At 50.2% G+C, this 12,126-nt stretch carries 13 protein-coding genes; 4 read left to right on the forward strand and 9 right to left on the reverse strand.

Annotation, left to right across the window (positions count from 1 at the left end):
• Nucleotides 1-167 precede the first annotated feature (167 nt).
• On the forward strand, nucleotides 168-1,127 hold the full coding sequence (locus tag ABYA77_RS09175; protein WP_372965658.1) for an RES family NAD+ phosphorylase: 960 nt from the start codon (nucleotides 168-170) through the stop codon (nucleotides 1,125-1,127).
• Nucleotides 1,128-1,141: 14 nt separating this feature from the next.
• Here ABYA77_RS09175 and ABYA77_RS09180 read toward each other — a convergent pair whose 3' ends face one another.
• The 4 genes from ABYA77_RS09180 to ABYA77_RS09195 all read right to left on the reverse strand — a co-directional run bounded on the left by ABYA77_RS09180 (nucleotide 1,142) and on the right by ABYA77_RS09195 (nucleotide 5,772).
• Nucleotides 1,142-1,747, reverse strand: coding sequence for a hypothetical protein (locus ABYA77_RS09180; protein ID WP_372965659.1), 606 nt, complete (start codon nucleotides 1,745-1,747; stop codon nucleotides 1,142-1,144).
• A 52-nt stretch (nucleotides 1,748-1,799) separates the two neighbouring features.
• Nucleotides 1,800-3,419 (reverse strand): ankyrin repeat domain-containing protein, encoded by a 1,620-nt coding sequence (locus ABYA77_RS09185; protein ID WP_372965660.1) that lies wholly within the window; start codon nucleotides 3,417-3,419, stop codon nucleotides 1,800-1,802.
• Nucleotides 3,420-3,487: 68 nt separating this feature from the next.
• Nucleotides 3,488-4,843: a hypothetical protein gene (locus tag ABYA77_RS09190; protein WP_372965661.1), complete on the reverse strand. Its 1,356-nt coding sequence runs from the start codon at nucleotides 4,841-4,843 to the stop codon at nucleotides 3,488-3,490.
• A 191-nt stretch (nucleotides 4,844-5,034) separates the two neighbouring features.
• Nucleotides 5,035-5,772 carry a THxN family PEP-CTERM protein gene (locus ABYA77_RS09195; RefSeq protein WP_372965662.1) on the reverse strand — a complete coding sequence of 246 codons (738 nt, stop codon included), beginning with the start codon at nucleotides 5,770-5,772 and terminating at the stop codon, nucleotides 5,035-5,037.
• Between the two features lie 216 nt (nucleotides 5,773-5,988).
• On the opposite strand from ABYA77_RS09195, the gene ABYA77_RS09200 reads away from it, so the two are divergent.
• Nucleotides 5,989-6,780 (forward strand): enoyl-CoA hydratase, encoded by a 792-nt coding sequence (locus ABYA77_RS09200; RefSeq protein WP_372965663.1) that lies wholly within the window; start codon nucleotides 5,989-5,991, stop codon nucleotides 6,778-6,780.
• Here ABYA77_RS09200 and ABYA77_RS09205 read toward each other — a convergent pair whose 3' ends face one another.
• From ABYA77_RS09205 to ABYA77_RS09215, 3 genes are read right to left on the reverse strand one after another with little or no spacing between them, the layout of a single operon-like run.
• The gene (locus ABYA77_RS09205; protein WP_372965664.1) at nucleotides 6,781-7,269 is read right to left on the reverse strand and encodes a DUF192 domain-containing protein; all 489 of its coding nucleotides are present in this window, start codon (nucleotides 7,267-7,269) and stop codon (nucleotides 6,781-6,783) included.
• Nucleotides 7,266-8,027 carry an ABC transporter permease gene (locus ABYA77_RS09210; RefSeq protein WP_372965665.1) on the reverse strand — a complete coding sequence of 254 codons (762 nt, stop codon included), beginning with the start codon at nucleotides 8,025-8,027 and terminating at the stop codon, nucleotides 7,266-7,268. The genes ABYA77_RS09205 and ABYA77_RS09210 overlap by 4 nt, the downstream gene beginning before the upstream one ends.
• 24 nt (nucleotides 8,028-8,051) lie before the next feature.
• On the reverse strand, nucleotides 8,052-8,972 hold the full coding sequence (locus ABYA77_RS09215) for an ABC transporter ATP-binding protein (protein ID WP_372965666.1): 921 nt from the start codon (nucleotides 8,970-8,972) through the stop codon (nucleotides 8,052-8,054).
• Between the two features lie 136 nt (nucleotides 8,973-9,108).
• Here ABYA77_RS09215 and ABYA77_RS09220 point away from each other — a divergent pair, with 136 nt between their 5' ends.
• Together ABYA77_RS09220 and ABYA77_RS09225 are read left to right on the forward strand one after the other, a co-directional pair.
• Nucleotides 9,109-9,561, forward strand: coding sequence for a hypothetical protein (locus ABYA77_RS09220; protein ID WP_372965667.1), 453 nt, complete (start codon nucleotides 9,109-9,111; stop codon nucleotides 9,559-9,561).
• A gap of 40 nt (nucleotides 9,562-9,601) precedes the next feature.
• Nucleotides 9,602-9,898, forward strand: a complete 297-nt coding sequence (locus tag ABYA77_RS09225) for a hypothetical protein (RefSeq protein WP_372965668.1) — start codon at nucleotides 9,602-9,604, stop codon at nucleotides 9,896-9,898.
• On the opposite strand, the gene ABYA77_RS09230 is transcribed toward ABYA77_RS09225, so the two are convergent.
• Both ABYA77_RS09230 and ABYA77_RS09235 read right to left on the reverse strand, forming a co-directional pair.
• The gene (locus ABYA77_RS09230) at nucleotides 9,891-10,493 is read right to left on the reverse strand and encodes a hypothetical protein (protein WP_372965669.1); all 603 of its coding nucleotides are present in this window, start codon (nucleotides 10,491-10,493) and stop codon (nucleotides 9,891-9,893) included. The genes ABYA77_RS09225 and ABYA77_RS09230 overlap by 8 nt on opposite strands.
• A 162-nt stretch (nucleotides 10,494-10,655) precedes the next feature.
• Nucleotides 10,656-12,122: a PhnE/PtxC family ABC transporter permease gene (locus ABYA77_RS09235; RefSeq protein ID WP_372965670.1), complete on the reverse strand. Its 1,467-nt coding sequence runs from the start codon at nucleotides 12,120-12,122 to the stop codon at nucleotides 10,656-10,658.
• Nucleotides 12,123-12,126 lie beyond the last annotated feature (4 nt).

Here is a 12,126-nt window from a genome sequence, read left to right on the forward strand (position 1 = left end):
CGATTACACGAAAAAAAGCATTTCCCTGGTCTTGGCACGGTTAAAAAGCTCTCTATGATTCATCATCTAGAGACGATGGCTATTTTTGCAATGCGAGAGCAGTAATGCGTTATTGTTGCGGAAATTGCATCGGTGATCGGTATATCAGGCGAGAGATAATACCATCTATGTCGCAGAACGATGGTACGTGCTCATTTTGTAATTCAGCAAACGTGCAGCTAGTTGAACCTGTTGCTCTTAGAGAACGTTTCGAGTTACTTCTAAGCATTTACACACCTGACCCAGAGGGAAAAGTTCTTGTTGAGTGGCTGCGTGAGGACTGGGCCATATTTGATCTACCTCAGATGCAAATAGCTCATGCGAAGGAATTGTTAGCTGAAATACTTGATGATGGTGATATTGTCCGTAAGTCATTTTCACCACGTAGAAACTGCCACACCAATAGCCTTGAAGAGTGGTCCGGCTTGAGAGAGGAGCTTAAGCACAGAAATCGCTTCTTTCCTGAAATGGGTTTGGATCTCGCTCGACTGGACGAATTGTTTCCTCACCTAATACTTGACGAACTTCCACCGGGAAAACCCTTCTATAGAGCTAGAATCCAGTCTTCAGATGGCCCATACGATAAAAAACAAATGGGTGCTCCGCCAGAATTTTTAGCCACTCACGGAAGAGCAAACCCTGCAGGAATACCGTATCTGTATCTTGCGTCAACTCCATTAACCGCAATATCCGAAATAAGACCTCATACGGGTGAGAAGATATCCGTAGGGGAATTCGTTATACCTGAAGGCTTGAAATTTGTTGATCTTCGACAGCCTAGGAAAACAGTCTCTCCTTTTATTCTTGATGATGAAAACGATGTGGCGACTTTGAGAGGCGATATTATGTTCTTGGAGCGTCTTGGTGAGGAGTTAACACGGCCAGTGCTGCCTAAAGCGGCTGCCATTGACTACATTCCGAGTCAGTTCCTCTGCGAGTTTGCCAAAAAATGCGGCTTTGACGGAGTCGTGTATCGTAGTTCTGTGGGTGAGGGCATGAATATAGCTTTATTCAACCCGACAATATCTGAATGCCGTAGCGTATCTGAATATTGTGTTTCCCGAGTATCCGTTGAAGCTAACACGTAATTGGCTTTCAAACCTTACGTACAGTTATTGACAGAACTCCAAGGTGGCGAGTGAACCTCACCACTCAGCTTCTCCCAAGCATAAGCGGTGTCGTCGGGCAATGCGGCGATTTCCGCTTCTGTCGGTTCCCGGACCTGGGTTAGTTGCTTAAGGCGATCCAGCCAGGAGGAACCGGGATTAATCTCGGGCTCTGCCTTCTTCGGTCGCTTGGTCTCCCATCGCAGCGTTCGCGTGATCCAATATCGGCCTTGAGCAAACAGACCAAACAGCTTGCCTTTAGCCGGTTCGCCGTACTGATTAACCGGGCTGTCTAGGTATTCGCCAGTCTCTTGATCAAACTCTAGCCATTTTGCCGTTTTGATGGGCTGATCCGCTCGTTTGGCACAGGGGCCATTCATCGCCTCGATAAAGCCCGCCCAATCGCTTTTATCCGCTGCTTGTCGGGCTTTCTCTACAACCGAGTCATCGGCATGATCCAAGCGGCGCAACTCACGCCAGACGGTTACAGGTGGCCCGCCGATTTGTCGAAACTGACGGATTCCATGGATACGGATTTCGTCTCGGTCTAGTTGGGCGCGAGCAAAGACTCTCAGAGAAGGGAAAGCTGGATGCCAGATCATTTCAGCGCAGAGTGCAAATAATGAGCCTGGCTCTAGTGTTCACTGTATAGTCTTATGCATTCCCGGAGAGCAACTTCTCCAGCCCTTCGGGGCCGTCCTTGTCTATAATCAATTGACGTACACTCTGGCCTTTGGCATTTTCCAGGCTCAGATCGCCGCCATACTGAAGACAGTGTCGTATAACTGCATGTGCTTTATCTTGTTTAACAACTCTGGCGGCCCGGTGTAAGGGGCTGTCACCCTCATTATCCTGCAAGTTCGGATCTGCGCCATTGGCCAGCAGGAAGGGAGTGAGCTGTTCTGCGAACGAAGAGGCCTCATGCAAAGGTGTGTAACCATCTTTATCCTGCGCGTTCACATCGGCTCCCTTGGACAACAGCAGCTCAAATAACTCGTCACTAAATCGGTTTGCAGAACGAACAGACTTGTGAAGCGGAGTCTTTCCACTCGTGTCTGGCAGTTGCACATTGGCGCCTCTATTAATCAACTGAATAGCGGCCTGTTGATTGTGTTTGCTTATGGCACGATGGAGAGCGGTGTACCCATAGGTATTATTCTGCTCATCCAGCAGGCTGCAATGATCCAGCAGCAACGTCAGTATCTTTAAATTGTTCTCTGATGGTTCCAGATCAGCGGCATAATGAAGCAAGGTGTACCCATGGCTCTGAATATTGCAATCACACCGATCTTCCTCGATCAAACGGCGAACCGCGGAAAGGTCTTGGTTCATCACTGCATATACAAGGGTTTTGCAGCGTTCATCAGGGGATAGACTCAGAGGTACATCATTGCGCTCATCCGCAAGAAACTCTTTAAAAAAAATCGCCATCTGCCGGGCGGTATCTTCTTCCCATAGCAGACCTTGATGTGACATGTTTTCAGATATCTCCCCTTCTTTTGTGAAAGCGACAAAAGTGGGGGCAATCTCGGTGAAAATGCCTTTCTGCTTTAAATAATGAATCCAGCTAATATAGTCTAACCTGAAGATTCCAGTATTTTTCAATGCATTATTCAGCAGGGGATGAGCTAAAAACTGCTCAAATGCAGGGCAAGACTTACAGTAGGCGTCGGCGATATACATAATCGGCCGGTAGCCTTTTTTCCTTGCCCGATCTACCACCTTTCTGACCATGGCATCCCTGGTAATGACGTCCCGATTTCCTGCCGGGGGTTTCACTCGAGTAAAAAAGAAGTCACCACCAGGCTTGGGTCTGCCAGGCATGACTGTCAGCGTAATGCCTGCGCTTGCAGCAGATTCCACAATCCGTTTAGACTGATTTTTTCGAGAGATAAAGCCGTGAAAAGAATCACTTCCGTCAGAATATTGCAGGAAGACAAACCCCTTTAAAGACAACCAGTCGTTAAAAGCCTGTACCCCCTCCTCAACGCCTTCTTCACCATCCAGGGCGAATTCCGGCGCCAGCCCGTGCGTGCGGGCCATGGCATTGGCCTGCCAGGTCAGCTCCTCCAGGCCTTTCCAGTCCAACTGCATCAACAGCCAGTACTCCTCGGGATCCAGTGAAGTCAAAGCGGCAAATAGTGCATCTATGAAAGATTCGTGTTCTTCATAATCATAGGTGTCGATTGCCTGCTTAAGCGCGTGACGGCGGATTTCCGATAATTTGCTTGTAATGTTTTTAAAAAAAGCCTGCTCTAGTTCATTCATAACCATTTTAAAGTATCTTATATATCTAAATAATACTAAGCCCAAGCCACCATGTTTGCACCTTAACACTCGAATCAATGGGGCCAGTTCATTTTTTTCATCTCACAGTCAACAATGCCTCGGCTACTAAGCCGAAGGCTCCAGCGCTGGGCCGTCGTGTTAGTTTGCCCTGGGCTGGAATACACCAGAAGCAGGTTGTAATCGTGCTGTTTTTCTATGGGGTGGGCCTGAATGGAAGACGACAAGTCGTCTGGGTCTGTTAAGGCATACAGTTTGTTTGTGGTTGGCTGAATCAGTTCGCAAAGTGATTCAAAGTTCAGGCTGAGACGTTCCTGTATCTGGCTTTGCTCCAAGGCAGTTTTATCGATGTTCAACACAGAACGATAACTGATGATCTGTTGTTCCTCGTTATTTGCCCATTTTCCGGATTGTTCCTGGATCTGTTTGGGTAATTGAGAACGTTTTCGGTAATCCAGCCAGACTCGTTTTTGAGCCAGGGGTTTGTTGGTGTAGGGGGTTAGAAGCCGGATTTTCCAGCGGGGCTTACCTTTGCGCAGCCAACGAGTAATGGCGTTGATCATGTCATCACGAAGCAGGTCCCGCACAGCGTAAATCAGTGCAATACCAAAAAGCAGGCTGAGGGAGAGTTGCTCGCTGATGTTTCTGGTATTGAACAGGATGTATGTAAACAACGACATAATCAGTGTTGTTGAAACCGCTTTAACCATTTTGCGGGTTCCGGACCCCAGTTCGATCACTTTTGGCCGGAGAAGTACCGGGTATTCAAGTAGCCGATGATAAAGCCCCATGCGGTTCCATACGCGCGTTGGGTCGCCTTGAAAACTGCTCAGGTATTCACGTTCATGACGATGTTTATATTCCTGCTTCAGGAAGTCGGCAATGCTCTCTTTAAGCTCCGGGGCGAGGTCGTCATATCCGTCCAGGGTGATACATTCCAGCAGGAACTGTTCTGCATGCCAGGAATAGTAAATATCAGCCAGGCGGAAATAACGCTGCTGGCTGCTTTTTCCGGGGGACGATTTGCGTAAGCGTTGGGCAAAGTTCTGACTCAGGCGCAGTGCACGCTTCACGGGTTCTGCCGTGAGGCCCGAGTTCTCAATCTGTTGGCGTAATCGGTCCATTGACGCTCTGTACTGAAATAGCCATGAACCGTACATGATCTCGTAATGAGGTGAGAGCAGGGCGAAGGAGTTATCAATCTTGCCCATCCGGTCGTGTTCAGGAAGGCCCAGTAAACTGAAGCGATGCTCCAGTGAGCTGAACAAAAACTGCTGTTCTGACAGGGTCCAGGAGGACAAGCTGTCTTCGTGTGGGGTGAACAGGTACAGATCCACCTGATATCGCCCGGGATCTGTCAGTGTGCGAGTCAGCTGCAGGCGGGAATTGCCTTTGCGCTTTAGTAAAAACACACTGTGTCCTCCAACAACTTGCGCCCGTTTTGCTTTGGCTTATAAATTAAGCAACCTGCCAGTGTGCCTGGCCTATATGGGAGGGTAACGGAAATCGCTGAAATTGGGGACTATCCAATCATCTAGTGTTGCAGATAAAAAAAGCCGCGCCCTGGTAGGCGCGGCTTTTTTAACTTATATGGCTGGTCTGATCAGGCAGCTTTCGCCATCCGCCTCCTGACGCCAAGACCCAGAAGGCCCAGACCTAACAAGGCCAGGGTAGAGGGCTCAGGCACAGAAACCGGCTGTGAGGTAATAACACCTTTCAGCAGGGCACGGTTGTTTTTGTATTCCTTGGTCCAGAATTCACTGGCGAGTCCACCGCCATAAAAGAACCCGGAAATGTCAACGAAGTAATTTACGCCGTCGATCAGGAACGAGTCAGATGCGCCTACATTCAAAGCAAAAGTCACTCGGTCGGCACAGCCATTCCGGTTAAGACCAACTCCATTTTGCCCGCCATTTGCACACGGGTTTGCCTGATTGGGGGTTTCCCAATGATTGAAGCCGAAAACAGATGACACCATTTCAACCTGGCCATCAATCGTCAGTGTGGTATTTACTGTTAACTCAGCGTTGTTCAGGCCCGTACCAGTTGCGATCGGCCAGTTGAAGTGGGTGAACGTACCCATATTGAAGTCTACGTTTTCATTCACGTTCACAGCGGGCGGCGCTGCGCCGTCAAAACGGTAACCACTTCTATTGTTTTGATTGTTGGCGGGAGTGCCCCAGCGGATTTCATTCGTACCACCACCAGTAACCGCAGGCGCTACCGGGTTTGTGTTAGTCCAGGTGCCAGTAACGTTGGTTATCTGGATTACGGCGGCCTGTGCAGAGCCAGTGGCAAACAGGGCGACGACTGCGCTGGCAATAATTGTTTTTTTGACCATGAGTGACATTCCTTTTGCTCTTCATTAATTATCTTCCATTGCTCGGAGGCGTTATCTCTGAGCTATGAAAGACATTGAGCAACCGGTGTGCCTAACCGCAAAATGTGTCACATTAACAACGCAGAAGAGGTTTTCTTTTTGGTTTTGATCGTTTTTTGATCGACTGAGTGTAAAAAAAACGGACATGATACTGACTTAACAAACGAGGAGTGTTGTATGACGACGGCACCTGAAGCTTTGGTGCGTGTGCACACCGAGAATGGTGTAGCCACCGTGACATTGAGCCATCCTGAAGGCCGAAATAGCTTGTCAACCGCTATGCTTGCGGCTTTGTCCAAAGTGTTCGGGCAGATTGCGCTTGATGACAGCATACGTACTGTGGTGCTTGCTGCGGAAGGTAACGTTTTCTGTGCGGGGCACGACCTGAAGGAAATACGTGGCCAATTTGATAGCCACGAGTTCCAGCTACAGTTGTTTAATCTGTGCAGCCAGGTGATGCAGCAGATCGTGAACCTGCCTCAGCCGGTGATTGCCCGTGTTGCGGGCGTTGCTACGGCAGCCGGGTGCCAACTGGTAGCAAGTTGTGATCTTGCCGTTGCGGAAGCGGGCGCTCGGTTTGCAACTCCGGGCGTAAATATCGGGCTGTTTTGCTCTACGCCGATGGTGGCGCTTTCCCGTAATGTGTCCCGGAAGCATGCCATGGAGATGTTGCTGACTGGCGAGATGATTAATGCGGAACGGGCTGAACAGATAGGCCTGGTTAATCGGGTTGTTGAGCCAGCCTTGCTGGATGAAACTGTGTACGGGATAGCGGCAACGATTGCAGGAAAGTCCAGGCACACGCTGAGGGTTGGGAAAACGGCGTTCTATCAGCAACTGGAAATGCCTCTTGAGCAGGCCTATGACTACACCGCCAATGTAATGGCCACTAATGTGAAAGCTCAGGATGCACAAGAGGGAATTTCGGCATTTCTTGAGAAACGCAGCCCGGAGTGGCGCCACCAATAATCAGGGCGGGCAGGTGCCTTCCAACGGCCATATCAGTCGATCACCCACGTTGATACCTCGTGCCTTGAAATAACCCGAATTCATTTCTACGGCATTCCAGAAGGGTGCCCCGGCAGGGTAGCTGGGGCAGTGGGTACTTCGTGAAGATTGGCAGGGCTCCATGTTACGCAGGCTGACAATCACTCCGTGATCATCGAGGAAGGCAATGTCCAGAGGTATAAGCGTCCTGAACATCCAGAACCCATAGCCAGCGCCTCTTTCCTCCTGATACTCAAACACCATTCCGGCGTTTTCGGCCAGTTTTTCTCGTCCCATCAAGCCTTTCTGGCGTGCTGATGTATCACTGGCGACCTCCAGCCGTACCGGGTAGCCGGTACTTCCTGTCACGAAACAGGCTTCCACGGCTGGCAAGCTATCCGTTGTTCCGGTTTCAACCGCACCGCACCCGGCCAGGGCCAGGGTTGCAGCGAGGAATGGAAGCGTTCTCATGAGCGCAGGCGATACCCGGTTTTGAATATCCACCAGATGGCCGTCAGACACATCACAAGGAACATGACGGTCATGCCCACGCTGACCCCGATGTGCACATCAGAGACTCCGTAAAACGCCCACCGAAAACCACTGATCAAGTAAACCACAGGATTGAAAAGGCTGATGGTTTGCCAGATTTCAGGCAGCATATCGATGGAATAGAAGGTGCCACCCAGGAACACGAGCGGGGTTACAATCATCATGGGCACTATTTGCAGTTTTTCGAAACCATCAGCCCAGATCCCGATAATAAAACCGAACAGGCTGAAGGTGACGGCGGTAAGTGCCAGAAAAGCCAGCATCCAAAGCGGATGAAGTACGGAGTAATCAACAAACATCCGGGCGGTTCCCAGGATAATCAGGCCCAGAAGTACCGATTTGGTCGCCGCTGCTCCAACATACCCCACCACGATTTCGAAATAAGAAACCGGGGCGGACAGCACCTCGTAAATAGTGCCGGAAAACTTGGGCATATAGATCCCGAATGAGGCATTTGAGATGCTTTGCATGAGCAGTGACAGCATCACCAGGCCGGGAATGATGTATGCGCCATAGCTGATGTTGTTTATGTCACCCATGCGGGAGCCGATGGCAGAGCCGAACACCACAAAATACAGGCAAGTCGAGATGACCGGAGATAACACGCTCTGCATCAGCGTGCGCCGCATGCGTGCCATTTCGAACTTGTAGATTGCTTTCACACCATAAAGATTCATTGCTCACTCCGTTCGGGCGCTCGGTTATTCATGTACCAGGCCAACAAAAATCTCTTCCAGGGAACTTTCCCGGGTTTGCAGGTCACGATATTCGATGCCCAGATCACCCAAGGTGCGCAGCAGTCTGGCAACTCCGGCTTGCTGTTTTTGAGAGTCAAAGGTGTAAACCAACTCAAAACCGTCGTCAGATAATTCGAGGGGTTCTGACGACAGTTCACCCGGAATGGCATCCAGCTTGTTTTGTAAATGTAAACGCAGTTCTTTTTTGCCCAATTTAGTCATCAGCCGGTCTTTATCTTCAATCAGGATGATCTTACCCTGGCGAATCACGCCGATTCGATCAGCCATTTCTTCGGCTTCTTCGATGTAATGGGTCGTCAGAATGACAGTGGTGCCGTTCTCACGCAGATTTCTCACCATTTCCCACATGTCACGGCGCAGCTCTACATCAACACCTGCGGTTGGTTCATCGAGAAACAAAATGCGGGGTTCATGAGAAAGCGCTTTGGCAATCATTACCCGGCGTTTCATACCACCGGATAGCGACATAATCCGGTTGTTTCGTTTATTCCACAGGGATAAATCCTTAAGCACCTTTTCGATATGCTTCGGTTTGGGGGGCTTGCCGAAAAGCCCCCGACTGAACGACACGGCATCCCAAACCGTTTCGAAAGAATCAGTATTCAGCTCCTGGGGAACCAGGCCAATGGCTCCGCGGGCTTTGCGGTAGTCTTTGACGATATCGTGGCCAGAGGCCGTGACTTCCCCGCTGGTTTTATTAACAATGCCGCAGATGATGGAAATCAGGGTGGTTTTGCCGGCACCATTAGGGCCTAGCAAGGCAAAGATCTCCCCCGGGAAGATCTCTAAGTTGATATCATCCAGAGCCTGGAATCCATCATCATAGATCTTGTTCAGGTGCTTAACGGAAATGTCCGGCTGCACGGCGGTGTATCCTGTCTTGTGGGTGATTCAAACCAGAAAGCCGCATATTTTCTCATGCTGGCGGTCGTTTAGAAACCTTTGCCATGTCCGGACATGTCCCGATAATGGCGGCTGAAAATGTATTGAGGTTTATGTGATGCTACGTTTAGTTGGCGTGTTTGTTTTTTTTGTGGCTATCGCGGCCCTGATCGTTTTTGGCCCAAGTTACTTTGGCAACCATGTTGAGAGCGAGGCATCCTACCCGGAGTGTGACCTCCTTGCGGGCCCCTGTACCTGGACAACATCCGAAGGTGAGTGGACGGTAAGCCTGGAGCCCGGCCAGGATGAACCCCTGGGTCAGCTTTACCACCTGGAGGTCAGCAGCCCAAGCGCTCCTGACCGTTTTCTTGCTGTACTACGGGGGCAATCAATGTATATGGGAGAGTACCCCATTCCTTTGAGACCGCAAGCCTCCTCCGTTTATGCGGCGGAATTCACTGCGCCACTTTGTAGCACCGGTACCGAAATGGTGTGGCGGGTTGACCTGCAAAGTGGTCAGAAAAAACTGGGAAGTATGCCTTTAACACTAGTCTTTAGGGCACAAAAGTAGTTAAATTCCGTGAAGTTTCAGTATTTACAGGGAAGAAGTGATGAACTACGGAGAAAGTGTACAGAAGGTTCTGGTGCGAAAAATCCAGAAGGCTGAGCAAGATCTGCTGCAACTCAAACTGGATTATTGCCGGTTTGTTTTCGGGCTTTCCCATCGCTCCCGGGTAACCGCGAATGGCCAGTCCTGGCTTGTCCGCTCGGTTGATGTTAACTCAATGACTCATACAGAAGAGGGCGGTTATACCAAGCCCGTGGTTGCTGGCATTCCGGCAAACGATGAAACCAGCTGCGAAACTGTTTTACTCGGCACTACCTGGGAACTGGAAAGCATCAAATAAATGCGTTGTTTGTAACAACCTCGTAAAGGCTGGAGTTTGTGGGCACAAAGTGGTTCGTCCGCCAGAATTCAGCTCCATCAAGCCCTGCACGGTAACAGGCTAACAAGATATTACTGGATGTCAGAGTTGCAATCGTCTGTACAGCTTCCGATTGCCTGATACCAGTTTTGCGGCTTGCGATACCAGCCACCATACCTGCAATAGTCTCTGAGTGCCGGGCCGTTTTATGGCTCAGCGCACAACCGGCTCCATACAGCCATGCAGTCGCATAAGCACGAACAGCTTCCGGTGCTTCTGACAGCAATAACCCGTTCACGCGACAATCTCTCTCTTGCAACCCCATCAGGATATGCAGTTGAGAACGAAGTTCTGTTCGGTCCAGGCTGGAATAAAATCCATTCCGGGGTGCCTGCCGGGGATGAGTATTCACTTTAAACATAAAATTCTCGGTGACAAAACCGGAGTCTCCCGACCCGGCGATTGCCTGCGACAGAGCTTCTGATCGCACCAGGGCGTACATTCGCAAACCTAAAAGCCCCAGTAGCCCTAAAAGTCCAATTTGAGTAAGTGTGACCAATCCGTTGACCATCATCATTAATTCCCGAAAATCCTGACTGCGACATAGCAATACGACACGAAGTGTAACATTGCGTAACAGGCGGATGCCGTGCGGAATGCCTCAATTCACTAAGGACACCCGCTGATATTGTTGAAGTGTGACGCTTATCCCAGCGGAGGTGACAAGCCAGGCAGGCTGTTAGCAGGTAGGCATGGTTTTCAGAGCAAGTTTGCGGCGAATGTGCCGGCCTAAGGCATCAACACCAATATTAAGCAGGGCGGTTATCAGAATAAGGATCATAGCGCGGTCAAAGCGGATATTCTGGATGGCACTATCCACATAAAAGCCCAAAGTGTAGATCCCGAGAATGCCCAGAATGGCCGTTTCCCGCATGATGATTTCCCACCGATAGAACAGAAATGCCAGAAATGACCGGTAAATACGCGGCACCAACTCCCAGCTATAACGTGAAAAACCGGTCGGGGCGTCAGGCCGGAGCTGAATCGTGTTGGTTTGCCGGCCAATCAGGTGGCCAATAATACCGCCGTTGTGAAGTGCAAGTGCGACCACTGCAGGCAACATGGACGGCCCCCATAGCTGCAGCAATATGTAGGCAAGGATGTATTCCGGCGTTGAGCGGGCAATCACCAGAAAGATGTGGCCAAATGTGCGCCGCACAGGCCCACCAAAGTGTTTAGATATCAGTGGAAAGGCCAGTAGTGAAAGAATGCCCGTAGCCACCAGGGCAATCTGAGTAAGCACAACTGTATTCCAGATACCTGGCAGTGCCTCATTTATCATCAGGTCGCCAAGCCAGTCAGAAAGCCCAGCAAGGCCTTCACCTTTACGAATGGGGGACGGAATAATATCTTCGGTAAAGAACCGCTTCACATTGCCCCAGACTATCGGCATGCCGTCCCCCAGAAAGAAGGGGGACGCCAGAATGTAAACCGGTAACAGTTTAGGGCGGACCCAAAGCGGCATGGTGGCGATCAGGATATAAAACATCACCAACATGGCTCCAGCATCGGAATACAGGCCCTGGGAGAAGGAGGATTCCAGATAAAAACCAAGGGTTGGCAAACCTACAAACCCAAGGATGGCCGATGACCTCATGCCGCACTCAAGGCGGTAAGCTGTGTAGGTTCGCATTTGAACCCAGCAATCCGGAATCCTGGCGTAAAGAAATGACGAAATTGCACCTGTACCCGGTGGAAGCAAACGACCGGGCTCCGGATCGGCCTCTTCAAAAATTTCAGAGTAAACCTTCGCGAAGATGCCGGCATAGGGTATAGCAATCGCCAGCATGCCGGTCAGCGGGTGAAAACCAAAAAATTGGAGAAAGATCAGGGCCCAGAACAGTTCATGAATGGAGCGAATGAAAGCACAGAACATTCGTACAGCTAAGAAACGGTATGCAAGGGCCAGTAAAAAACCACAAACACTGCCGACTGCTACACCCACAAAGGCAAATGCTACCGTTCTCAGAAGAGCTGTGAGCAACCCCTCGGTACTGAAAAAATTCGGCGTTATCACGCCCATAAACAGCCGCCCGAGATCTCGCCAGGGGTTAGCTGTGGTGATGGCTATATCAGCCACAAAAAGTCCGCCCAGCGCAATAGCAAGGAAGATAAGGCTGATTCGGACGCTTGGGTAGGCAAACATGGAC

The sequence above is a fragment of the Marinobacter sp. genome, assembly GCF_041595835.1.
Taxonomy (GTDB): domain Bacteria; phylum Pseudomonadota; class Gammaproteobacteria; order Pseudomonadales; family Oleiphilaceae; genus Marinobacter.